Raw genomic sequence first — 23,215 nt, forward strand, 5'->3', positions numbered from 1 at the left:
GGCCGCGCGCCCGCCCACGTGGCTCAGCCGGCCCCCTGCGACCGCGCCTTCCGCAGCCAGTACATCGCGGAGACGGGCAGCAGCACGGGAATGAACACGTAGCCCATCCCGTAGTCGGACCACACCGTGGAGTCGGGGAACGCCGAGGGATCGACCACCGTCCATGTGCCGACGAGCAGCACACCCGCCAACTCGACCCCGCAGCACAGCAGCGCCGCCCGCCGGGCCACGTCCCCGCCCCGCACCAAGGTGTAGGTGATGAACGCGTAGATCAGCCCGGCGACCGCGGACAGCGCGTACGCGAGCGGCGCCCGTCCGAAGTCCGTCGCGATCTGGTAGACGGAACGCGACACCGCGCCGACGACCATCACGCCGTAGAACCACACGAGCAGCATTCCCGGCCCGCTGATCAACCGGGCCGGCTTCTCCTCGACCGTCGTCATCCTCAGCCTCCCCAGATGTCAAAGAGCCGGACCTGAAGCACGGCCAGCACCACGCCGCCCGCCGCGGCCGTCACCGAACCCCACCGGGTCCGCTCGGCCAGCGACATGAAGCCCGCGGCCGGCACACACGCGAACGCGCCCAGCAGATACGCCACGAAGATCGCGGTCCCCTGCTCCGGCTTCTCGCCCCGGGCCAGCTGCACGATCCCGATCACCAGCTGGATCACGCCCAGCAGCGACACCACGGCCATACCGATGAAGTGCCAGTCCTTCGTCGGCTGGTCACGATAGGCGGCCCAGCCGCACCACGCGGCGAGCAGCAGCGCGGCGACCCCGGTCACCAGCGTCAGGACAGTGAGCATGCGGTCGACCTTATTACGGCGGAATCGGGCCAACGCCGCCGACCCCGCCGTACGCCGTAGGGTCGAGGCCATGACGATCCACGCGCACGCTCTCCTGTTCGACAACGACGGCACCCTGGTCTCCTCCTACGACTCCGTCGTGCGCTGCTGGACGCTCTGGGCCCAGGAGTGCGGCGTGACGGCCGAGCGGTTCGGACAGGTGGAGCTGCACGGCCGTACCGCGGCCGAGATCATCGCCGACCTGCTGCCCGACGATGTGGTGCCCCAGGCCGTCGCCCGGGTCGAGCAGCTGGAGGTGGCGGACGTGTCCGGCGTACGGCTGCTGCCCGGCACCCGGGAGTTCCTGGACGCACTGCCCGCCGACCGCTGGGCCGTGGTCACCTCCGCCACCCGCCGGCTCGCCGAGGCCCGCCTAACGGCCGTGGGCGTCACCCCGAAGTGCCTGGTCAGCGCCGATGACGTGAGCCGGGGCAAGCCCGACCCGGAGCCCTATCTACTGGCCGCCCGGCAGCTCGGCGCGGAGCCCGCCGACTGCGTGGTCTTCGAGGACGCCCCCGCGGGACTGCGCGCGGCCCGCGCGGCCGGCATGCGGACCGTGGCGTTGGCCACAACCCACCGGGCCGAGGAGCTCGACGCCGACCTCGTCGTGGACGACCTGGCGGCCTTGCGCGCACTGGTCACCGACGGGGGAGTGGAGATCTCCGTCCGCGACTGAGCCCGCCCCGAGGTGTCCGCCGCTGTCCACTATGCGGACGGCGGCCACCGCTCCCCGGCGGGCTTCTGCTTTACTGGGCCGCATGACCACGACGAACAGCCGCATCCCTGCGACCGAGGCGACCATGACGCCCGGTGCTGTTTGTCTGTGTCCGTGTCGAATGTGCGCCTTCTAGAGGGCCCCCGCACCATCTGAGCCTCGCGCCCCGAAGCGAGAGCCGCGGCCCGTCCCGCGCCCCCACCCGGGCGAGCGGGACCCGAGGGCCGTACCGCGCACACCACGTTCTCTCCACTGCACCGCCACCCGAGAACCGTGCCGCGTACCCCACGAACGCACGCAACGCACCCGTGCCCGGGCACACCCGCGCCCGCGCACTCGACAGTGACGGAAATCCTGTGATCACCACATCGGGCCTGACCAAGGTCTACCGCTCCCGCGGCCGCGATGTCACCGCCCTCGACGGCGTCGATCTCCACGTCCGCGAGGGCGAGGTCTACGGCGTCATCGGCCAGTCCGGCGCCGGCAAGTCCTCGCTCATCCGCTGCGTCAACCTGCTGGAGCGCCCCACCTCCGGCACCGTGACCGTGGCCGGGCAGGACCTCACCGCCCTGGCCGGCCGCGGCCCACGCGCGGGCCGGGAACTGCGCCGGGCGCGCAGCCGGATCGGCATGGTCTTCCAGCACTTCAACCTGCTGTCCTCGCGGACCGTGCAGGACAACATCGAGCTGCCGCTGGAAATCCTCGGCACCTCCGGGAAGGAACGTTCCCGCAAGGCGCTGGAGCTGCTGGACCTGGTCGGCCTCGCCGACAAGGCCAAGTCCTACCCAGCCCAGCTCTCCGGCGGCCAGAAGCAGCGCGTCGGCATCGCCCGCGCCCTGGCCGGCGACCCCAAGGTGCTGCTCTCCGACGAGGCCACCAGCGCCCTCGACCCGGAGACCACCCGCGCCATCCTCCAGCTGCTGCGCGACCTGAACCGGCAGCTCGGCCTCACCGTCCTGCTCATCACCCATGAGATGGACGTGGTCAAGTCGATCTGCGACTCCGCCGCCCTGATGGAAAAGGGCCGGATCGTGGAGTCCGGCACGGTCAGCGAGCTGCTGGCGACCCCCGGCTCGCAGCTGGCCGCCGCGCTGTTCCCGGTGAGCGGCGAGCGCACCGGCGCCGAGCGCACCGTCCTCGACGTCACCTTCCACGGCGAGGCCGCGACCCAGCCGGTCATCTCCCAGCTGTCGCGCACCTACAACATCGACATCTCGATCCTCGGCGCCGCCATCGACACCGTCGGCGGGCTCCAGATCGGCCGGATGCGCATCGAGCTGCCCGGCCACTACGAGGACAACGTGGTGCCCATCGGCTTCCTGCGCGAGCAGGGGCTCCAGATCGACGTCGTGGGCCAGGAGGCCGCACTGGTGAAGGAAGGTGCCAAGTGACCTGGTCCGAGATGCGGCCGCTGCTGTCGGACGCGTGTACCCAGACGTTCGACATGGTGCTCTGGTCCACCCTGATCGCCATCGTCGTGGGCCTCCCGCTCGGCCTCCTCCTCGTCCTCACGGACCGCGGGGGCCTGCTCCAGAACGTCGTCGCGAACAAGGTGATCGGCCAGATCGTGAACGTCGGCCGCTCGCTGCCGTTCATCATCCTGATGGTCGCCCTGATGAGCTTCACCCGCTGGGTCACCGGGACGACGATCGGCACCGCCGCCGCCGTCGTACCGCTCGCCATCGGCGGCATCCCCTTCTTCGCCCGGCTGGTCGAGACGGCCGTGCGCGAGGTGGACGGCGGGCTGGTCGAGGCCGTGCAGTCCATGGGCGGCAACACCTGGACCATCGTCCGCAAGGTGCTCGTCCCCGAGTCCCTGCCCTCCCTGATCGCCAGCACCACCACCACGGTCATCGCCCTCATCGGCTACTCCGCCATGGCCGGCACTGTCGGCGGCGGCGGCCTCGGCGACCTCGCCGTCCGCTACGGCTACCAGCGCTTCGAGACCGAGCTGATGTGGATCACCGTCGGCATCCTCGCCGTCGTCATCTCCCTCATCCAGTTCGCCGGCGACTTCGCGGCCCGCGCCCTGCACCACCGCGGCGGCCGCTCGGGCCCCGCGCCCAAGCTGCGGCTGCTGAAGGCCGAGGAGACCGAGAAGCCGGACACGGCAGAGGTCACCAAGGCCGCCTAACGGCACCCTGAGACTCCCCGTCACCCACACGGGGTCGCACCACCCTTAAGGAAAGGCACTTTTCGTGCGTAACACCGCCAAGCTCACCACCGCCGTCCTCGCCGCCGGAGCCCTCACCTTCGGGCTGACCGCCTGCGGCTCCGGCAAGTCCTCCGCCTCCCATGACTACAGCGGCCCGCTGGTCGTCGCCGCCAGCCCGGTCCCGCACGCCGAGATCCTGAACTTCGTCGAGAAGAACCTCGCGAAGAAGGCCGGGCTCGACCTCCAGGTCAAGGAGTTCACCGACTACATCACGCCGAACACGGCGACCGAGGACGGCTCGGTGGACGCCAACTACTTCCAGAACCAGCCGTACCTGGACGACTTCAACAAGAAGCGCGGCACCCACATCGTGCCCGTCGTCACGGTGCACCTGGAGCCCCTCGGCCTGTACTCCCACAAGGTCAAGAAGGCGGACGAGCTGAAGAGCGGTGCGACCGTCGCCGTCCCCAACGACGCCGTCAACGAGGGCCGCGCCCTCAAGCTGCTCGCCGACAACGGGCTCATCACCCTCAAGTCCGGCGCGGGCAACGACGCCACCCCCGAGGACATCGCCAAGAACCCCAAGCACCTCCAGTTCAAGGAGGTCGAGGCGGCCCAGACCCCGCGCTCCCTGGACGACGTGGACGCGGCGGTCGTCAACGGCAACTACGCCATCTCCGCGGGCCTCAAGCCCGCCAAGGACGCCCTCATCCTGGAGTCCGCGAAGAACAACCCCTACGGCAACTTCCTCGCGGTGAAGAAGGGCAACGAGAACGACCCCCGGGTCAAGAAGCTCGCCAAGCTCCTCACCTCGCCCGAGGTCAAGAAGTTCATCGAGGACAAGTACCAGGGCTCGGTCATCCCGTCCTTCTGATCCGGCCACCGGCAGCGCACGGCATCGCGACGCACGGGGTCCGCTCCCTCACCGGGAGTGGACCCCGTCGTGCGGTTCAGTGGTTTCATGCTGCATGCTGGGCAGTTCAGCAGGTACTTCCGAAGGTTACGGAGCGGCGCATGACAAGCACCTTCCCCAACATCTCCATCAGCACGGAGCGGTTGGTGCTGCGCCCCCTCGACGAGGACGACGTACCCGCACTGGCCGAGATGATGAACGACGAGCAGGTCGCCGCCTGGACCGAGGTGCCCCAGCCGTTCACCGAGGCCGGCGCCCGCCACTGGATCACCCAGCACGCGCCCGCCGAACGCGCCGCGGGCCGCGGACTCGACCTCGCCGTCACGGAGTTCCTCACCCAGCGTCTGGTCGGCATCGTCCGGCTGACCCGCACCGACTGGCGCATCCGCGGCACCGAGCTGTCGTACATCGTCGCCCCCTGGGCCCGCGGCGAGGGCTACGCCTCCGAGGCCGCGCTCGCCACCGCCCGCTGGCTCTTCGGCGACCAGCGCTTCGAGCGCATCGAACTGCGCACCGCCGCCGACAACACCGCCTCCCAGCAGGTCGCCCAGAAGATCGGCTGCATCAGCGAGGGCGTGCTGCGCAACGCGTGCATAGTCCATGTACGCACCGAGGACGGCGGCTGGGCCGATCTGCGCACCGACTTCATCGTGTGGAGCCTGCTGCCGGAGGACCTGGAGGGCGCCGACGAGCAGCTCGCCGACACCAGCGGCTTCACGTCGTACGCCGACTGGAACTGATTTCCGACGGCCGCCCGACCGGGTACCCTCACGGAGCCCGCCCACGGGCCCTGTACCCCTGACGACCTGCGAAAACCTGGAGATGGACGACGATGGCCGACCGGGTCACGGTGATCGGCTGGGACGGCTCGCCGCTGACCGAGGCGGCACGCTCCGCGCTCGGCGCCGCCACCCTCGTGGCGGGCGCGGCCCACCATCTGGCACTGCCCGAGGTCCCGCCCTTCGCCGAACGCATCCGCCTCGGCAGCGTCGCGCTCGCCGCCCGCCGTATCGCCGGCCACCGCGGCACCGCGGTCGTGCTCGCCGACGGCGACCCCGGCTTCTTCGGTGTCGTACGCACCTTGCGCGCACCGGAGTTCGGCCTGGAGGTGGAGGTCGTCCCCGGCGTCTCCTCCGTCGCCGCCGCCTTCGCCCGCGCCGGGATGCCCTGGGACGACGCCCAGGTCGTCGTCGCCCACCCGCGCACCCTGCGCCGGGCCGTGAACGTCTGCCGCGCCCACGCCAAGGTGGCCGTCCTCACCTCACCGGGCGCGGGCCCCGCCGAACTCGGCCTGCTCCTCGCGGGTGTCCACCGCACCTTCGTCATCTGCGAGGAACTGGGCACCGAACGCGAACAGGTCTCCGTCGTCACCTCCGACAAAGCCCCCGACCACACCTGGCGCGACCCCAACGTCGTCATCGTCATCGGCGGCCCGGTGAGCGCGGCCGAGGACGGCGGCTGGATCGCCGGCCGCGACCCGGGCGCCGGCCCGCGCGGCTGGGTCCAGCCCGACGAGGCGTACGGCGACGGCACCGCGCTCGGCGAGGGCGAGACCGAGCTGCTGCGCGCCGCCCAACTCAGCCGCCTCGGGCCCCGGGTCGGCGACCTCGTCTGGGACATCGGCTGCGGCTCCGGCGCGTTCGCCGTCGAGGCGGCGCGCGCCGGCGCCGCCGTCATCGCCGTCGACCGCGACCCGGCCGCCTGCGCCCGCACCGACGCCGCCTCCCGCCGCTACGGAGTCCAGCTCCAGGTGGTGCACGGCAGCGCCCCGCACGTCCTGGAGGACCTGCCCGAACCCGATGTGGTCCGGGTCGGCGGCGGGGGAGCGGCCGTGGTCTCGGCGGTCGCCGACCGGCGCCCGCAGCGCATCGTCGCCCACGCCGCGACCCGCGATGCGGCCGAACTCGTCGGCCGCGACCTGACCGAGCACGGATACCGCGTCGAGTGCGCCCTGCTCCAGTCCGTCGAACTCGACACCCGGGCCTGGCGGGAGACCGAACGGAACGTCGCGTTCCTGCTCAGCGGCGTACTGTCCGATCGCCCCGTGATCCGGTAGTCGTACCGCGCGCGGTAGGCTGGCCGATCGTTGTACCGCACCGGTGGCCCGGAACTTCGTTCGCCAATGTCCGGAACGCACGCCCGTTTTGGGTCGGGGTGGTACGGCGAACCCGTGGACGCGCAACGTGGCGTAGTCCACAGCGGCCTGTCGCGGATCATGCTGTCGCGACGGCGCAACGACCGGGACAATGCCACTGAATGGCTTTGTCGCCTTTTCCGGCGGGTCGTTCGTGCCGCTGGGCACGGACGCTCGTTCTTCACTATGGGGCGGTCGGTGTGCCGTTCCGGGTGAGCTGGTCGTAGAAGCACTAACCGATGGGGCGAGGGGTACGCATGACCGACACCGGCCAGGTCCCGAGCGAGGGACAGCCGGAGAGCGCAGGCATGGTGGAGCAGCCGGGCGTCACCGCGCACGGCGCGTACACCTACCTCTCCGAGGCCCCCGCCGAGGACGAAGACCTGCTGCTGCCGGGCGCCCAGGGCGCATGGGGCAACGAAGTGCCGCCGCCCGCTCCGGAGCCGGTGGTCGAGACCCTGCACGAGGCCTCCGGCCACGACACGGGCTCCGTGGACCTGGGCGGCGTCCGCCTCCCGTCCGCGCAGGAGACCTCGGCGCCGCGCCGCCCGCTGCACCTCGGCCCGCTCATCCCCGACGCCTCCGCGGGACCGGTCCGCTCCCTCGCCGACCGCGGTCCCGAGTACCTCGACGCCCAGCCCCTCCGGGAGATGGGCCCGCAGAGCGCGGCCCCCTGGGGCGCGGCTCCGGCGGGTACGGCCGTGGCCGCGCCGGTCATCGGCCAGGTACCGGGCGAGGCGGAGACCGCCCCGGACGCCGCCCAGGCGCCGGGCGTGGCGGAGACCGGACAGGTCGCCGTCCAGGTGATCGGTGTGCCGGTGGCCGCCGTGGAGGCCGTGCCGGTCCCCGTCGAGGCGCCGGAGCAGGTCGCCGACGCGGCCGCCGATGCCGAGGCGCCGGGCGTGGCGCCGGACGCGGTCGTCGCCGTTCCCGGGGTGCCGGGTGCGGAGGCCGAGCCGGTCGCCGCGGAAGCGCCGCAGGCGCCGGTCGCCGAAACGGTTGACCCGGCGCTCGTCGGGACGCCGGAGGCCGCCGGTGAGGTCGCCGCGCAGGTGACCGCCGTGCCCGCCCCCGAGCAGGTCGTACAGGACCACGACGGTCCGCGGCCCGTCGACAGTCAGGACGGCGTGCCGGCGCCGCAGGTTCCGCAGGGACCCGAGGTTTCCCAGCAGGTGGTGGCCGAGGGCGCGGAGAGCGTGCCGGTGCCGGACGCCCCGGTGGTCGAGGTCGCGGAAGCGGCCGTTCCCGCGCAGCAGGTCCAGGAGGCCCAGGCCGTCGAGGCGGCGGCTCCCGCGGAGGGTGCGCCGCAGGCCGCCGCGCCCGTGCAGGCCGAGGCCCAGGTTCCCGGTGCCGCCGCGCCGGTCGCCGAGGCCGTCCAGCCGGTTGCCGTCGAGTCGGTCGCCGTCGAGCCCGTCCAGGTGACCGAGCCGGTCGAGGCGGTCCAGCAGGTTCCCGGAGCCGTGGCTCCTGGCGTCGAGGCCGCCGAGCAGGCCGAGCCGGTCACGGCTGAGGCCGTCGAGGCCGTGCAGGTCATCGAGCCGGTCGAGCCCGTCGCCGTCGAAGCGGTCGCCGTCGAGCCCGTCCAGGTGCTCCAGCCGGTCGAGCCCGTCGCCGCCGAGGCGGCTCAGTCCGCGCAGCCCGTCGAGCCCGTGGCCGTCCCGGTCGAGCAGGCCCAGCCGGTCGAGGCCGTCGAGGTGGCCGCCGCTCCGGACGCCCAGCAGGTCCAGGCCCCGCAGCCGGTGGAGCCCGTCGTCCAGGAAGCCCCGGCCGTGCCCGGCGTCCCGCAGCAGCCGGAGCCCCAGTCGGAGGCGCAGGAGCAGGCGCAGCCGGTGGCCCAGGCGGCTCCCGTCGCCGAGCCCGTTCCGGCCGGCGACCCCGCCGTACCCGCGCCCCAGCAGCCCACGGACGTCACCCCGGCGCCCGTCGCCGCCGTAGCCGCGGACCCGCAGGCAGACGTGGTCACCGTGGCGGCCGAGGCCGCGCAGCCGCACGCCGTCGCCGAACCGGCACCCGTCGCCCCGGCCGCTCCCGAGCAGCCGCAGGCCGTACCGGCACCCGTCGAAGCCCCGATGCCCGCCCCGGTCGAGATGCCCGCCGAGGACCCGGCCCAGCAGAGCCCCGTGCCGACGGAGGGTCTCGTGCCGACGGACGCCCCCGTACAGCCCGCTCCCGCCGAGCAGTTGCCCGGAGCTCTCCCGGAGCCGGCTCCCGAGCCGCCGCTCGGGGAGTTCGTGCCGGTGGAGGGGCAGGTGCCGAGCGCGCCGCATCTCGCGCCGACCCCGCCGCACCCCCTCGTCCTGCCCGCCCAGGGACCCGCGTCCGGGGCCACCGTGCCCGCGCCCCGGGAGGCCGAGGTCCTGCCGCCCGCGGAGACCCTGCCGCACGCCGAGGCCCCGGAGCCCGTCGCCGAGCAGGGGGAGACCCCGGCCGAGGAGGCACCCGCGCCCACCGGGCCCGCCGCCCCCGGCTACGACGACGCCGAGCGCGAGGCCGTGCTCAAGGTGATGCGCGAGCGCCGCGACATCCGCAACGGCTTCCGTAGCGACCCCATCCCGCACGAAGTGCTGCTCCGCGTCCTGGAGGCCGCGCACACCGCGCCCTCCGTCGGCCACTCGCAGCCCTGGGACTTCGTCGTCATCCGGTCCGCCGACACCCGCAACACCATGCACGAACTGGCCATGCGCCAGCGCGAGGCGTACGCGAAGTCGCTGCCCAAGGGCCGGGCGAAGCAGTTCAAGGAACTGAAGATCGAGGCCATCCTCGACACCCCGGTGAACATCGTCGTCACCGCCGACCCCACCCGCGGCGGCCGGCACACCCTGGGCCGGTACACCCAGCCCCAGATGGCGCCGTACTCCGCCGCGCTCGCCGTCGAGAACCTCTGGCTCGCCGCCCGCGCCGAGGGGTTGGGCGTAGGCTGGGTCAGCTTCTTCGACGAGCGCGAGATGGTGCGTGCCCTCGGCCTGCCCGAGCACCTGGAGGTCATCGCCTACCTGTGCGTCGGGTACGTCGACGAATTCCCGGACGAGCCCGAGCTGATGCAGGCCGGCTGGTCCAAGCGACGCCCCCTGTCCTGGGTGGTGCACGAAGAGACGTACGGCCGCCGCGCCCTGCCCGGAGAGGAACCCCACGACCTGCTTGCCGAGACCGTCGCCCAGATCCGCCCGCTCGACGCCAAGGCCCTCGGTGAGGCCTGGGAGCGACAGAAGCGCATGACCAAGCCGGCCGGCGCGCTCGGCATGCTGGAGATCATCTCCGCGCAGCTGTCGGGCCTGTCCCGGCAGTGCCCCCCGCCCATCCCGGAGCCCGCGGCCGTCGCCATCTTCGCGGGCGACCACGGTGTGCACGCCCAGGGCGTCACCCCCTGGCCCCAGGAGGTCACCGGCCAGATGGTGGCCAACTTCCTGGGCGGGGGCGCGGTCTGCAACGCCTTCGCCGCCCAGGTCGGCGCCGAGGTGTGCGTCGTGGACGTCGGCGTCGCCACCGACCTGCCCGCCACCCCCGGACTGCTGCCCCGCAAGATCCGCGGCGGCACCTCCGACATGACCGCGGGGCCCGCGATGAGCCGCGAGGAGGCCAAGGCCGCCATCGAGGTCGGCATCGAGACCGCCCGCGATCTGGTCGCGGCCGGCAACAAGGCGCTGCTCACCGGCGAGATGGGCATCGCCAACACCACCGCGTCCGCCGCGCTGATCTCCGTCTTCACCGGCACCGACCCGGCCGAGGTCACCGGCCGCGGCACCGGCATCAACGACGAGACGCTGGCCCGCAAGACCGAGGTGGTCCGCCGCGCCCTGGACCTCCACCAGCCGGACCCGTCCGACCCCATCGGCGTCCTCGCGGCCCTTGGCGGCTTCGAGCACGCGGCGATGGTCGGCCTGCTGCTCGGCGGCGCGTCCCTGCGCACCCCGGTCATCCTGGACGGCGTGAGCGCCGGTGCCGCGGCCCTGGTGGCCCGCGCCATCGCGCCCGAGGTCCTCGCGGCCTGCATCGCCGGGCACCGCAGCGCCGAGCCGGGCCATGTCGCGGCCCTCAACAAGCTGGGCCTGCGCCCCTTGGTCGACCTCGACCTGCGCCTCGGCGAGGGCACCGGCGCCCTGCTCGCCCTGCCGCTGGTGCAGAGCGCGGCGAGAGCGATGCACGAGGTGGCGACGTTCGACTCGGCGGGCGTCACGGAGAAGTAGGCACGCGGCGGGAGGGGAGGGCCTCGGCAGGGTGGCGCGGGTCGCCGCCCCGCCCCGCCGGGTCCGAACCGGTCCCGCCGCCCCGCCGGGACCGGTATCCGCCCCCTGCGCCCGGCCGCCCCTGCCCAACCCCCGGACACCCGTCCCGCCACCGCCCTCCGTCACCGTAAAATCCGCACGTCAGGGCCACCACAACGCCCCCGGAGGAGCCATGGCCGAACACCCCGCCTACCCCGTAGGTCTGCGCCTCTCCGGCCGCCGCGTGGTCGTCCTCGGCGCCGGGCAGGTCGCCCAGCGCCGGCTGCCCGCCCTGATCGCGGCCGGTGCGGACATCGTCCTCGTCTCTCCGGAGGCGACCCCCTCCGTCGAGGCGATGGCGGACACGGGCGAGCTCATCTGGCACCGGCGGCGCTACGCGGACGGCGACCTCGCCGACGCCTGGTACGCGCTCATCGCCACCAGCGACCCCGACGCCAACGCCGCCGCCTCCGCCGAGGCCGAGCGGCACCGCGTCTGGTGCGTCCGCTCCGACGACGCCGACCTGGCCACCGCCTGGACCCCCGCCACCGGCACCAGCGAGGGCGTCACCGTCGCCGTCCTCACCACGGACGCCCGCGGCCGCGACCCCCGGCACACCGCCGCCATCCGCGACGCGGTCGTCGAGGGCCTGCGCGACGGCACCCTGGTCGCCCCCCACCACCGCACCCGCGCCCCGGGCGTCGCGCTGGTCGGCGGCGGCCCCGGCGACCCCGACCTGATCACGGTCCGCGGCCGCCGGCTGCTCGCCGAGGCGGACGTCGTCATCGCCGACCGGCTCGGCCCCCGCGACCTGCTCGCCGAACTCCCGCCGCATGTCGAGGTGATCGACGCGGCGAAGATCCCGTACGGCCGCTACATGGCCCAGGAGGCCATCAACAACGCGCTGATCGAGCACGCCAAGCAGGGCAAGTCGGTGGTACGGCTCAAGGGCGGCGACCCCTTCGTCTTCGGGCGCGGGATGGAGGAGGTCCAGGCGCTCGCCGAGGCCGGCATCCCCTGCACCGTCGTCCCGGGCATCTCCAGCTCCATCTCGGTGCCGGGCGCGGCCGGCATCCCGGTCACCCACCGGGGCGTCGCCCATGAGTTCACGGTCGTCAGCGGCCATGTCGCCCCCGACGACGCGCGTTCGCTGGTCGACTGGCCCTCGCTGGCCAAGCTCACCGGCACCCTGGTGATCCTGATGGGCGTCGACAAGATCGGGAAGATCGCCGAGACGCTCGTCGCGCACGGCAAGTCCCCGAAGACCCCGGTCGCCCTGGTGCAGGAGGGCACGACGGCCGCGCAGCGCCGGGTCGACGCCACCCTCGCCACGGTCGCCGAGACCGTCCGCACCGAGGACGTGAAGCCCCCGGCGGTCATCGTGATCGGCGCGGTCGTGACGGAGGGCCCCGATCGGGCCGTCTGACCGAATACCCCCTTGATCACGCGTAACCTCGGGTAACGCACCTCTACCCAGCCGTTGGCACCACACCCAGGACAAGGCAGTATCACCCTGTGGCCGATCTCATCACCGTCGAGGATCCCGACGACCCGCGCCTCGCCGACTACACGGACCTGACCGACGTCGAGCTGCGCCGCAAGCGCGAGCCCGCCGAGGGCCTGTTCATCGCCGAGGGCGAGAAAGTCATCCGCCGCGCGAAGGAAGCCGGCTACGAGATGCGCTCCATGCTGCTCTCGGCCAAGTGGATCGACGTCATGCGCGACGTCATCGACGAACTTCCCGCCCCCGTCTACGCCGTGAGCCCCGAACTCGCCGAGCGCGTCACCGGCTACCACGTGCACCGCGGCGCCCTCGCCTCCATGCAGCGCAAGCCGCTGCCCACCGCCGCCGAACTGCTCGGCTCCGCCCGCCGCGTGGTGGTCATGGAGTCGGTCAACGACCACACCAACATCGGCGCCATCTTCCGCTCAGCGGCCGCCCTCGGCATGGACGCCGTGCTGCTCTCGCCCGACTGCGCCGACCCGCTGTACCGGCGCAGCGTCAAGGTGTCGATGGGCGCCGTGTTCTCGGTGCCGTACGCCCGCCTGGAGAACTGGCCGAAGGGCCTGGAGCAGGTCCGCGAGGCCGGCTTCACCCTGCTCGCCCTCACCCCGGACGAGAAGGCTCGCAGCCTGGACGAGGCCGCCCCGCACACCATGGACAGGGTCGCGCTGATGCTGGGCGCCGAGGGCGGCGGCCTGTCCAGGCAGGCACTGGTCGCCGCCGACGAATGGGTCCGCATCCCGATGTCCCACGGCGTCGACTCGCTCAACGTGGGCGCCGCTGCCGCGGTCGCCTTCTACGCGGTGGCGACGGGACGACCCCGGTCCTGACCGGGACTCTCCGGCGCTCCGGCGCCGCGCCAGGTGGGGGAGGACCCGTACGGGTCGCCGTACGACCCCTCGCCGCCGGCCGCCCGCGCGTGGTCGGCAGGCAGCTGCCGTGACTGCCGTACGCCCGTCCCGGCGCTCCCGCCGGACGCGCCCCCGGACCCGTCGCCCAGACCCCGGGCCGGGCCCTGGCAGCCCTGGGCCAGGGCGATACCGAGGGCCACGAGCAGGGTCACCACGAAGAACACGGTGAGGCGCTGACGCAGCAGGCGGGGGTTGGCGGGGCGCAGCCCGGTCCTCGTGGTGCGCGGCGCCGGACGCCGGGCACCGCCGCGGCTGCCACCGGTGGACCGGGGGCCGCCGCTGCCCCGCTGCTCGGGGGCGGGCCGCGCCGCACCCTGACGCGAGGGAGTACCGCCACCGCGTGAACCGCCCCGCGAGGGCACCCCGTTCCGGGGGGCCGCACCGCCCGGCAACGGTGTGCCGGGGGCCTGGCGGCGCGCGGCACGCTGCGGTTCGGGGTAGGTGTCGACGAGCCGCCCGGTGGGCCGGTCCGCCTCCGCCGCGCGCGGGGACGGCGGTCGTGCCTCGCTCAGACCCTGGGCCTCGCGGGCCGCGATCTCCTTGAGCCGCAGCGACAGCTGGAGGGTGCTGGGCCGGTCCTCGGGGTTCTTGGCGAGACAGGCCCGGATCAGCGGGGCGAGCGCGTCGGGCACACCGTGCAGATGCGGCTCCTCGTGCACCACCCGGTACAGCATCACCTCCGAACTGCCGTGTCCGAAGGGGGAGTCGCCGGTCGAGGCGTAGGCGAGGGTCGCGCCCAGCGAGAAGACGTCGGTGGCCGGGGTGACGGCCGCGCCGCGCACCTGCTCGGGCGCGAGGAAGCCCGGGGAGCCCACGGCGGTGCCCACATGGGTGAGGGTGGAGGCGCCGGTGGACCAGGCGATGCCGAAGTCGATGATCCGCGGCCCCTTGGGGGACAGCAGGATGTTGGAGGGCTTCAGGTCCCGGTGGACCACTCCCGCCTCGTGCACCGCGACCAGACCCTCGGACAGTGCCGCGCCGATCGCCGCCGCGTCGGCCGCGAGCAGCGCTCCCTCGTCGGCGACCCGGTCGTGCAGCGAGGGCCCGGGGACGTACTGGGTGGCGAACCAGGGGCGGTCGGCCTCCAGGTCGGCGGCCACCAGCCGGGCCGTGCAACCACCCCGGATCCGACGGGCCGCGGAGACCTCGCGCGCGAAACGCGAGCGGAACTCCTGGTCCTCGGCGAGATCGGGCCGGATCACCTTCAGCGCGACCCGCTGGCCCTTCTTGTCGGAGCCGAGGTAGACCACGCCCATCCCGCCCGCGCCGAGCCGTCGGTGAAGCCTGAACGAGCCGACGACGCGCGGGTCCTCGCGCCTCAGGCGCATCATCGCCATGTTCATCCCCGCTGCCCGGTCCCTCTGACGTGGCACAGCTTACGTTTCCCGGGCCGCCCGCGCGCAGAGGCCGCGCCCTCTCGGCGCGACGGATTGTGCGCGCCACGCCGGTGAGGTGAGGCGGGGTCAGGACGGCAGCCCCCATTGCCCTCTTGACCGGCCGTCACCGTCAACCGGGCGCGACCAAGGGGACGTTGACCCCGCCGCGACCAGGGGCCCCCTCCCTTCCCGCCCTTCCCGCGAGCCACCGGGGACGCCCCGCCCCACCCGTCGCCGACCGGCGCCCGAAGCCCGCCCGGCAGCCACCCCATGACCGTCCCGAGTGATCGAAGTCACGCGTTCCGGGGCGCCGCCCGCATCCGACATGCCCGACACGGGGGGCGACACCTCAGGGATGACCCCGAGACCGGGGACCGGCTCTCCACCCTGGGGAGTACACCGCGGCCGGGGGCTCATCCTCCGGGAGGCCAGCCAATCGGTACGAGGGCATGACGCCCGGTTCGGGCCCCGCGCCTAGATTTGAGGTCAAGCGGCGGGTGCAGCGCTCGTCCCCCGAGGTCGGACACCCGCCGCTGTGAAGACAGCAGCTGTAGAGACGACAGCTGCGAAGACAACACGAGACGGTCAGGAGAGGGACCATGACCCACCCGGCACCGCGACGTCCCACGTTCGCACCCCGCCGCGCGGGTCGCCGCCACCCCTTGGTGGCGACACTCATGGCCCTTCCCCTGGCGGCCCTGCTCCTGCTCGTCTTCGACGGCTGGGAGACGGTGGCCACACAGGCGTCGTCCGTGGGTGCGATGCTGGGGCGCTGAGCGGCGACCCCAGGCCCGAAAGAGCGGTTCGGGCGGGGACATCCATCCATGAAACCCCGTGGGGACGGGGGTGCGGCGGACGGCACATATGCCGGCGCAGCTGGGGAGCTGCGCCGGCATCGCCGTTTTCCGGGTGCGGTTCGACGCCGGGCGCGGGCCCCGATGGCCGCTCGCGCGGTTCCCCGCACCCCTTCAGGGCGCCTCCGTACGGGAACCGGCACCCTCCACTCCACCGTCGTACCCCTCACTTCACCCCGACCACCCGAGGCCCCGTGACCATCCTCCCCGCGCTCACGGCACACATCCGCGCCGCAGGCACCCCCGCCGGTACTCCCACCGCCCCCACCACCCTCGCCGACCGCCCCGACGCCACCGTCCTCCGCCTCGGGGACACCGTCGTCAAGGCCCACGCCCCCGGCACCGACCCCGCCCGGCTGACCCGGCGCCTCGAAACGGCCGCCGCACTGCCCGGCGTCCTGCTGCCCCCGCTCACCACCACCGCGGAGGAACTGCACGACCGCCTGATCACCTCCTGGCCGTACGGCACCCCCGTGGACCCCGACACCCCCGCCGCCGCCCCCTGGGCAGCCGTGGCCACCCTCCTCGCCCTGCTGCACCGCAGCACCCCCCACCCGGCGCTGCCCCCGATGCGCGGCCCCGCCAAGGCCGCCCGTGCCGTCACCCGGCTCCGCGCCGCCGTCCACGCGCACCCGCACCCCGCCGCCCGCCCCGTCCTCCACGCCTGGGCCGCCCTCCCCGCCTGGGCCCGCGCCGAGGCCCCGATGCCCGGGCCCGCCCTCCTCTGCCACGGCGACCTCCACCTCGGCCAACTCGTCCGGCACCCCGCCCCCGACGGCCCCTGGCGGCTGATCGACGTGGACGACCTGGGACTCGGCGTCCCCGCCTGGGACCTCGCCCGCCCCGCCGCCTGGTACGCCTGCGGACTCCTCCCGCCCGACGACTGGACCCGCTTCCTGACCGCCTACCAGGAGGCGAACGGCCCCGCCGTGCCCGCGACCGGTGACCCCTGGCCCGCCCTGGACGTCCCGGCCCGCGCCCTCACCGTCCAGACGGCCGCCCTGGCGATCACCAAGGCGCTCGCGGCGGACCGCCCGCTGGACGAGATCGAACAGGCCGTCGTCGACGCCTGTGCCCGTATGCCCGCAGGCTGAACAGCGCGGGCCGGGGTCCTCCGCGAAGACATTGCAACCACGCGAGGTGAAACGGAGTCTGTGCTGGAGAACCGCCAAGCAGTACCGACCGGCGAGGAGTTGAGCCGACGATGCAGTGTCCGAAGTGCCACGCACCCATGCAGACGTACAACCGCAGCGGCGTCCAGATCGAGCAGTGCAGCGGGTGCCGCGGCATCTTCCTCGACTACGGCGAGCTGGAGGCGCTGACCCAGGTGGAGTCCCAGTGGGTCAAGCCCGTCCCGCCGGCCCCGCCCGCCGCCCCCGGGGGGTACCCGGCCCCGACCGCGCCCGCCTGGGGCGCCCCGTACGGCGGCCATGGCGGCGGTCACGGCGGTGGGCACTACGAGCACGGGCATCACGGGCATCATGGCCACCACGATCGCCACCACCGGAGCTTCACGCACATGCTGTTCTCCAGCTGAGGCCCACGCAGAAGCCCCCGGCCGTGGAAACGGCCGGGGGCTTCTCGGTGTGTGGACGATACTGGGATTGAACCAGTGACCTCTTCCGTGTCAGGGAAGCGCTCTCCCGCTGAGCTAATCGTCCGCGGACGGTGATCCGGGGATCACGGTCAGTGCGCGATACTGGGATTGAACCAGTGACCTCTTCCGTGTCAGGGAAGCGCTCTCCCGCTGAGCTAATCGCGCGGGGTGGATCTTCGAGAGACCCGGGATCCCCGGACGGACCGGGGATCCAGTGGACGATACTGGGATTGAACCAGTGACCTCTTCCGTGTCAGGGAAGCGCTCTCCCGCTGAGCTAATCGTCCTTGGAGGTGGAGACGGGATTTGAACCCGTGTAGACGGCTTTGCAGGCCGTTGCCTCGCCTCTCGGCCACTCCACCAGGAGTGTAGGGGATCAGGATGACCCCTTCTTCCTTCGAGCGGACGACGAGGCTCGAACTCGCGACCTCAACCTTGGCAAGGTTGCGCTCTACCAACTGAGCTACGTCCGCCTGTCGTTTCGGTCCGCTTCCGCGTCCCGGCGACGTGTTGAACTCTAGCGGATTCCCGGGCCAGTACAAAAACGCGTTTGCGCAGCGTGCTGCGGTGCACCCGGCGGACCCGATGGTCAGGGGCCCCTCCGGGACATCCCCGGGTCACCTCCGGGACACCCACCTAGACTCGGGCATGTGCTCCACCATGCTCCTGGCCTTCCCCCGCTGGCCCGCTTCGGCGACCGCCTCGCCACCGGCCTCCTCGATGTCACCAGCGATCCCGCCGCCCTGGAGTCCACGGGCTTCTGGGCCGTGTGCGCGGACTTCGAGGGCCGTCTGACCTGCGCACGCTTCGCGGACGTACGACATGCCCCGGTGCCCGCCCCGGTGCCCGGCGGCTGGCAGGGCCCCGCGGTGGGGGACTGGGCCACCTCCCTGGACCGCGCCGCCTACACCGCGGCCGTGCGCCGTATCCGCGCCCACATAGCGGCCGGCGAGGTTTACCAGGCCAATCTCTGCCGAGTGCTCAGCGCGCCGATCGCCCCCGACGCCGACGTGGACGCCCTGGCCGCCCTGCTGGCCCGCGGCAACCCGGCGCCGTACGCGGGAACGATCCGGCTGCCCGCGCACGGCGTGGAGATCGCCACCGCCTCCCCGGAACTGTTCCTGCGCCGCTTTGGCCGCACCGTGGAGTCGGGCCCCATCAAGGGCACCGGCCGCACCGAGGCGGACCTGCTGGAGAAGGACTACGCCGAGAACGTGATGATCGTGGACCTGGTCCGCAACGATATCGGGCGCGTCTGCGCCACCGGCAGCGTCACCGTCCCCGACCTGTGCGTCGTGGAGAAGCACCCCGGGCTCGTCCACCTCGTCTCCGCCGTCCGCGGCGAGCTGCGCGCCGACGCCGGCTGGCCCGAGCTGCTCGGCGCCGCCTTCCCGCCCGGCTCCGTCACCGGCGCGCCCAAGTCCAGCGCCCTGCGGATCATCGAGGCCCTGGAGCCGGTACCGCGCGGCCCCTACTGCGGCGGCATCGGCTGGGTGGACGCCGATCGAGGCACCGCCGAGCTGGCCGTGGGCATCCGCACCTTCTGGATCGACCGAGCCGAGGGCGTCCTGCGTTTCGGCTCCGGCGCCGGGATCACCTGGGGGTCGGACCCGGAGGGGGAGTGGCGGGAGACCGAACTGAAGGCGTCCCGGCTGCTCGCGGTAGCGTCGGGGGCGTACGAGGCGAGTGGAGAGGCGTGCGTATGAAGATCTGGCTGGACGGCGGGCTGCGGGACGCGGATTCCGCCCGGGTGTCCGTGTTCGACCACGGGCTGACCGTCGGCGACGGCATCTTCGAGACGGTCAAGGCGGCCGAGGGGCGTACCTTCGCGCTCACCCGGCACCTCGACCGGCTGACCCGCTCGGCCCGGGGCCTCGGGCTGCCCGACCCCGACCACGACGAGATCCGCGAGGCGTGCGCCGCCGTGCTCGCGGCCAACCCGATGCCGCTCGGCCGGCTGCGGATCACCTACACCGGCGGCCACGGCCCGCTCGGCTCCGACCGCGGCGAGCACGGCCCGACCCTGGTGGTCGCCCTCGGCGAGACCGCCCGCCGGCCCGACAGCACGGCCGTGATCACCGTGCCCTGGACCCGTAACGAGCGCGGCGCCCTGACCGGCCTGAAGACCACCTCGTACGCCGAGAACGTCGTCGCCCTCGCCCGCGCCCACGAACGGGGCGCCTCCGAGGCCCTGTTCGCCAACACGGTCGACCAACTGTGCGAGGGCACCGGCTCGAACGTCTTCGTCGTCCTGAACGGCGAGATCCACACCCCGCCGGTCTCCTCCGGCTGCCTCCCCGGCATCACCCGCGCCCTCGCCGTCGAATGGACCGGCGCCACGGAGACCGACCTCCCGCTCGACGTGCTGGACCGCGCCGACGAGATCTTCCTGACCTCCACCCTGCGCGACATCCAGGCCGTGCACCGGGTGGACGACCGCGAACTCCCGGGCGCGCCGGGCCCGGTGACCGCCAAGGCGATGCGGATCTTCGAGGAGCGCTCGGGGCAGGACCTCGACCCGCGCTGACGCGCCGCCCGTTTCACCGGCCCGGGCCGCACCCCGCTGCCCGGGCCGCGCCCTGTCGGCTGGGCCGCCCTCCGTCGCCCGGGTCGGCACCCGGCGAACCGGCCGAACCGGCTGACCCGGCCCGTGCCGTGGGCGGAACGCGTGGGTAGAACAGGGGTGATGACCACGACCCTGCGGCCGGCCGAGCCGCTTCAGCAGCATCCCGACGGCACGCGCTCGCGCCGCTACCAGGTGTGCGTGAACAGCCGTCCCGTCGGCGAGATCCGCCTCGGCACCTCGCCGACCCTCGGGGACACGGTGGGCCGCATCGACGAGCTGACGATCGCCGACGGGGACCGCCGCCGCGGCCGGGGGACGGTCGCCGCGCTCGCCGCGGAGGAGGTGGCGCGCGGCTGGGGCTGCCGGCAGATCGAGACCGTGGTGCCCGCGGCCGCAGCGGACGGCGCGCTACGGCTCTTCGACGCCCTCGGCTACACCCTTCGCAACCGGGGCATGACGAAACGCCTCGGCACCGCCCCGCCCGCGCTGCCGCCGGAGATCCGCGAACGGCCCATGACCGAGGCCGAGTTCACGCACTGGCGGGCCCGCGAGCGCGAGCGGTACACCCGCAACTGGTCCGAGCGGGGCGTGCCCGAGACCGTCGCCCGCGCCAAGGCCCACGACGACCAGGCCCGGCTGCTGCCGCACGGCCTCGCGACCGAGGGCATGCTCCTCAGCGTCCTGGAGCGGGCGGGAACCCTGGTCGGCACCCTGTGGCTGGCCCTGCGGGAGGACAGGGCGTACGTGTACGACGTCGAGACCGTCGCGGCCGAGCGCGGCCGGGGATACGGCAGGGCCCTGATGCTCCTCGCGGAACGCCAGGCACTGGCGTCCGGCCGCCCGCTCCTCGGTCTCAACGTGTTCGCGGGCAACACCCCGGCGGAGCGGCTGTACGAGTCGCTCGGCTACGAGACGGTGACGTACTCCTTGTCGAAGCCGCTGCTGTAGGCGGGGCGGCGCCGCATGATGCCGCCCGACCCGCGGGACCCGGCGGCCTCAGCCCTCCTGCTCGCCCAGCAGCCGGTCCGCGATCTCCTCGATCCGGGAGCGCAGCCCCTCCTGGCTCTTGCCGCCGTCCAGTCGCTCGCCGCCGATGACGTACGTCGGGGTGCCGGTCACACCGATCGCCTTGCCCTCGGCCTGGTCGGCGTCGACGATCAGGATGTGCCGGCCGTCGATCAGCGCGGTGTCGAATTCCTCGGCGTCCAGGCCGAGTTCACGGGCCACCTCGACCAGCAGGGGTTCTCCCGTACGGCCCAGCTCGTCGACCCGCGCCAGGACGGCCTCCACGTACGGCCAGCCGTCGCCCTGCGCCAGCGCCTCCTCGACGGCCTGCGCGGCGGCGAAGGCGTGCTGGTGCCGCTCCAGCGGGAAGTGCCGCAGCCGTACGTCCAGCCGGTCGCCGTAACGGGCACGCAGGGCGCGCACGTCGTCGAGGGCGGTACGGCAGTCGGGGCACTGGAGTTCGCACCAGACGTCGAGGACGACGGCGTCGGGGCGCACGGGGGAGGAGTCGCTCATACGCCCCAGTCTTCCAGGCCGGCCACGACCACCCCAATCCGGACCTGCCCCGGGTCCGCGGCGCCCTGTAGGGGTTCGGCGTCGCCGCCCCCTTCGCGTGCCCCGCCGCCGGCACCCGAGGAGGAGACGACCCGGAGATCACCCTGATCTGTGGCCGGGACCATGGCCCCGCACGGGCCGGGCGGTGCAGGATGGAAGGGACGAAGCGCACGTCGGCGGTGCCGCGGTGCCGCTTCCGCGGTGTGTGCCCGCCACCCGACCGAGCCCGCCTGGAGGACCGGATGATCGCCGAGACAGTCTGCTCCGCCGTGTCCGCGGCGGGCCTGGGAATCGCGGTGGTCACGGCCTACCGCAGACGCTTCCTGGCGGCGGCCCGCATCGCGGCCTACTCGCTGGTGCCGGTCGGCCTGGTGATGACCGGCGTCGTGGGCTGGCTCTCGGACACCGCCCTCAGCCCCACCGCCTGGGCCGGCTTCGGCGTGCTGGCCGGGGCCTGGCTGCTGTTCGCCACCACCCGCGCGGTGGAGCGCCGCAGGACCGGCGCGGGCGCGGACGCGGCGACCGACACCGGGTCGATACGCCCGGGCACCACCGCACCCGCCTCCTCCACCCCGGCCCTGCGCCAGAGTCAGGGCAAGGGACAGGGACAACAGGGCAAGCGCCCGGCGTCCGGCGACGACTTCAGCGACATCGAGGCGATCCTCAAGAAGCACGGCATATGACAGTCACATGACTTGCCGGATCGTCACAGTGAGTCCGCGGACGTCCTGATTCGTTCACCAGCCGAAGCGAGCCGGAAGCAAGATCATGGGATTCGGCGAACTCTCGCAAGATCGTGCGTCTTGATCGCTTACGGGGTTCCCGGTAGGCCATCATCAGCCGCGAGATGCTGGATACGACACAGAGCGAGGCCGCGCCGCCGAAGGACGAGCCGCGCGGGTGCCTCTTCGCCCTCTCCCAGCCACCGCTGATGATCTTCCTTGCGGTGATTGGGTGTCTGATCCTCATGGCGGCGCTGCACGATCTGCTGTTGCTGTGAGCCGTACACGTCCGTCCCGGCGCCACCCGCCGGGACCGACGTCGCCCGCGGACCGCGACCGCCGTCCACAGGGGCGCCGGCCCGGCCGGATTCACCCGCCCGGACCACAGAGGTCAGCCGGTCGCTTCCTTCCGGCGCGCCCGGTAGGCGGCCACGTGCAGACGGTTGCCGCAGGTGCGGCTGTCGCAGTAGCGGCGGGAGCGATTGCGGGAGAGGTCCACGAAGGCGCGGCGGCAGTCCGGGGCCTCGCAGCGGCGCAGCCGCTCCTCCTCACCGGCGACGACGAAGAAGGCCAGGGCCATCCCGCAGTCGGCCGCGAGGTGGTCGGCCACGGAGGAACCCGGGGCGTAGTAGTGGACATGCCAGTCGTAGCCGTCGTGATCGGTCAGCCGCGGGGTGGTGCTCGCCGCCGCGACCAGCTCGTTGATCAGCCCGGCGGCGCTTCTGGCGTCCGGGGCCGCGAAGATCGCCGCGAACCGCGCCCGGACCGCCCGCACGGCCGAGAGATCGGCGGAGGACACCACGCCGACATCGCTGACCTCGTGGTTTCGTACGAATTCCGCGAGGGCCGGGACATCGGGCAGCCCCTCCGGCGCCGTCTCGTCCTCCGGCGCGGTGTTCACCAGGTCCACCACGGTGTCGAGGGCGCACCGGGTGTCATGGGTGATCAGCACGTTTCGCTCCCTGGCCTGGGGGTCGGGCAGGCGCCCGCCGATGCTGGCCGATGGTAGCGACAACGCGCCCGCCGCACGGGCCTTGTCCAGCCCCGACTGCCGGTGGAACGCCGCCGGGGCCCCGGGGGTTCCCGGAAGTCGCCGTACGCCCGCTCCGGGCCGCCGGGGCGCGGTACGCGCAGGCGCGCGGACGGACCGACGCCGTTCCGT

21 protein-coding genes and 5 tRNA genes are annotated in these 23,215 nt (G+C 73.3%); 16 read left to right on the forward strand and 10 right to left on the reverse strand.

Annotation, left to right across the window (positions count from 1 at the left end; all coding sequences use genetic code 11):
* Positions 1-23: 23 nt before the first annotated feature.
* On the reverse strand, positions 24-443 hold the full coding sequence (locus HEP81_RS30945) for a hypothetical protein (RefSeq protein WP_037651125.1): 420 nt from the start codon (positions 441-443) through the stop codon (positions 24-26).
* A 2-nt stretch (positions 444-445) separates the two neighbouring features.
* Positions 446-805 carry a hypothetical protein gene (locus HEP81_RS30950; protein ID WP_037651124.1) on the reverse strand — a complete coding sequence of 120 codons (360 nt, stop codon included), beginning with the start codon at positions 803-805 and terminating at the stop codon, positions 446-448.
* Between the two features lie 70 nt (positions 806-875).
* On the opposite strand from HEP81_RS30950, the gene HEP81_RS30955 reads away from it, so the two are divergent.
* The 9 genes from HEP81_RS30955 (at position 876) to HEP81_RS30995 (ending at position 13,297) form a co-directional block, all read left to right on the forward strand.
* A complete protein-coding gene (locus tag HEP81_RS30955) occupies positions 876-1,520 on the forward strand; it encodes an HAD-IA family hydrolase (protein WP_037651123.1) in 645 nt (214 codons plus the stop codon).
* 395 nt (positions 1,521-1,915) lie between these two features.
* Complete coding sequence (locus HEP81_RS30960) at positions 1,916-2,950, forward strand: methionine ABC transporter ATP-binding protein (protein ID WP_037651121.1); 1,035 nt, start codon at positions 1,916-1,918, stop codon at positions 2,948-2,950.
* Positions 2,947-3,693, forward strand: coding sequence for a methionine ABC transporter permease (locus tag HEP81_RS30965; RefSeq protein WP_037651119.1), 747 nt, complete (start codon positions 2,947-2,949; stop codon positions 3,691-3,693). The genes HEP81_RS30960 and HEP81_RS30965 overlap by 4 nt, the downstream gene beginning before the upstream one ends.
* Positions 3,694-3,757: 64 nt before the next feature.
* Entirely contained in the window at positions 3,758-4,588 is an 831-nt protein-coding gene (locus HEP81_RS30970; protein WP_037651117.1) for a MetQ/NlpA family ABC transporter substrate-binding protein, read from the forward strand.
* A gap of 140 nt (positions 4,589-4,728) precedes the next feature.
* Complete coding sequence (locus HEP81_RS30975) at positions 4,729-5,367, forward strand: GNAT family N-acetyltransferase (RefSeq protein ID WP_037651116.1); 639 nt, start codon at positions 4,729-4,731, stop codon at positions 5,365-5,367.
* 92 nt (positions 5,368-5,459) lie between these two features.
* Positions 5,460-6,683: a precorrin-6y C5,15-methyltransferase (decarboxylating) subunit CbiE gene (cbiE, locus tag HEP81_RS30980; RefSeq protein ID WP_037651115.1), complete on the forward strand. Its 1,224-nt coding sequence runs from the start codon at positions 5,460-5,462 to the stop codon at positions 6,681-6,683.
* Between the two features lie 335 nt (positions 6,684-7,018).
* A complete protein-coding gene (gene cobT / locus HEP81_RS30985; protein ID WP_037651113.1) occupies positions 7,019-10,945 on the forward strand; it encodes a nicotinate-nucleotide--dimethylbenzimidazole phosphoribosyltransferase in 3,927 nt (1,308 codons plus the stop codon).
* A gap of 211 nt (positions 10,946-11,156) precedes the next feature.
* Positions 11,157-12,389, forward strand: a complete 1,233-nt coding sequence (gene cobA / locus HEP81_RS30990) for a uroporphyrinogen-III C-methyltransferase (RefSeq protein ID WP_037651111.1) — start codon at positions 11,157-11,159, stop codon at positions 12,387-12,389.
* 89 nt (positions 12,390-12,478) lie between these two features.
* Positions 12,479-13,297, forward strand: a complete 819-nt coding sequence (locus tag HEP81_RS30995; protein ID WP_037651106.1) for a TrmH family RNA methyltransferase — start codon at positions 12,479-12,481, stop codon at positions 13,295-13,297.
* Here the strand turns inward: HEP81_RS30995 and HEP81_RS31000 are convergent.
* Entirely contained in the window at positions 13,264-14,721 is a 1,458-nt protein-coding gene (locus HEP81_RS31000) for a serine/threonine-protein kinase (RefSeq protein WP_078967124.1), read from the reverse strand. The genes HEP81_RS30995 and HEP81_RS31000 overlap by 34 nt on opposite strands.
* 1,081 nt (positions 14,722-15,802) lie before the next feature.
* Between HEP81_RS31000 and HEP81_RS31005 the strand changes: the two genes are divergently transcribed.
* Entirely contained in the window at positions 15,803-16,702 is a 900-nt protein-coding gene (locus tag HEP81_RS31005; protein ID WP_037651104.1) for a phosphotransferase family protein, read from the forward strand.
* Between the two features lie 110 nt (positions 16,703-16,812).
* Positions 16,813-17,145 (forward strand): TFIIB-type zinc ribbon-containing protein, encoded by a 333-nt coding sequence (locus HEP81_RS31010; RefSeq protein ID WP_037651103.1) that lies wholly within the window; start codon positions 16,813-16,815, stop codon positions 17,143-17,145.
* A 52-nt stretch (positions 17,146-17,197) separates the two neighbouring features.
* Here HEP81_RS31010 and HEP81_RS31015 read toward each other — a convergent pair.
* From HEP81_RS31015 to HEP81_RS31035, 5 genes are all read right to left on the reverse strand, one after another.
* A tRNA-Val gene (locus HEP81_RS31015) sits at positions 17,198-17,269 on the reverse strand.
* A 29-nt stretch (positions 17,270-17,298) separates the two neighbouring features.
* Positions 17,299-17,370, reverse strand: a tRNA-Val gene (locus tag HEP81_RS31020).
* A gap of 50 nt (positions 17,371-17,420) precedes the next feature.
* Positions 17,421-17,492: transfer RNA gene (locus HEP81_RS31025), tRNA-Val, on the reverse strand.
* A 1-nt stretch (position 17,493) separates the two neighbouring features.
* Positions 17,494-17,567 (reverse strand) — tRNA-Cys (locus tag HEP81_RS31030).
* 38 nt (positions 17,568-17,605) lie between these two features.
* Positions 17,606-17,678 (reverse strand) — tRNA-Gly (locus HEP81_RS31035).
* Positions 17,679-17,855: 177 nt separating this feature from the next.
* Here HEP81_RS31035 and HEP81_RS31040 point away from each other — a divergent pair.
* The 3 genes from HEP81_RS31040 to HEP81_RS31050 all read left to right on the forward strand — a co-directional run bounded on the left by HEP81_RS31040 (position 17,856) and on the right by HEP81_RS31050 (position 20,719).
* Positions 17,856-18,911: a chorismate-binding protein gene (locus HEP81_RS31040; RefSeq protein WP_037651101.1), complete on the forward strand. Its 1,056-nt coding sequence runs from the start codon at positions 17,856-17,858 to the stop codon at positions 18,909-18,911.
* Positions 18,908-19,732, forward strand: coding sequence for an aminotransferase class IV (locus HEP81_RS31045; RefSeq protein WP_037651099.1), 825 nt, complete (start codon positions 18,908-18,910; stop codon positions 19,730-19,732). Before HEP81_RS31040 ends, HEP81_RS31045 begins: the two co-directional genes overlap by 4 nt.
* Positions 19,733-19,891: 159 nt before the next feature.
* Positions 19,892-20,719 (forward strand): GNAT family N-acetyltransferase, encoded by an 828-nt coding sequence (locus tag HEP81_RS31050; RefSeq protein WP_037651097.1) that lies wholly within the window; start codon positions 19,892-19,894, stop codon positions 20,717-20,719.
* Between the two features lie 48 nt (positions 20,720-20,767).
* Here the strand turns inward: HEP81_RS31050 and HEP81_RS31055 are convergent, their stop codons facing one another.
* Positions 20,768-21,292 (reverse strand): DsbA family protein, encoded by a 525-nt coding sequence (locus HEP81_RS31055; RefSeq protein WP_106979825.1) that lies wholly within the window; start codon positions 21,290-21,292, stop codon positions 20,768-20,770.
* Between the two features lie 281 nt (positions 21,293-21,573).
* On the opposite strand from HEP81_RS31055, the gene HEP81_RS31060 reads away from it, so the two are divergent.
* Both HEP81_RS31060 and HEP81_RS31065 read left to right on the forward strand, forming a co-directional pair.
* A complete protein-coding gene (locus tag HEP81_RS31060) occupies positions 21,574-22,014 on the forward strand; it encodes a type 2 periplasmic-binding domain-containing protein (protein ID WP_037651093.1) in 441 nt (146 codons plus the stop codon).
* Positions 22,015-22,178: 164 nt separating this feature from the next.
* Positions 22,179-22,331: a hypothetical protein gene (locus HEP81_RS31065; RefSeq protein WP_164932512.1), complete on the forward strand. Its 153-nt coding sequence runs from the start codon at positions 22,179-22,181 to the stop codon at positions 22,329-22,331.
* A 113-nt stretch (positions 22,332-22,444) separates the two neighbouring features.
* Here the strand turns inward: HEP81_RS31065 and HEP81_RS31070 are convergent, their stop codons facing one another.
* Positions 22,445-23,005 carry a CGNR zinc finger domain-containing protein gene (locus HEP81_RS31070; RefSeq protein WP_037651091.1) on the reverse strand — a complete coding sequence of 187 codons (561 nt, stop codon included), beginning with the start codon at positions 23,003-23,005 and terminating at the stop codon, positions 22,445-22,447.
* Between the last annotated feature and the right edge of the window lie 210 nt (positions 23,006-23,215).

The organism is Streptomyces griseofuscus, assembly GCF_014673495.1.
Classification (GTDB): domain Bacteria; phylum Actinomycetota; class Actinomycetes; order Streptomycetales; family Streptomycetaceae; genus Streptomyces; species Streptomyces murinus.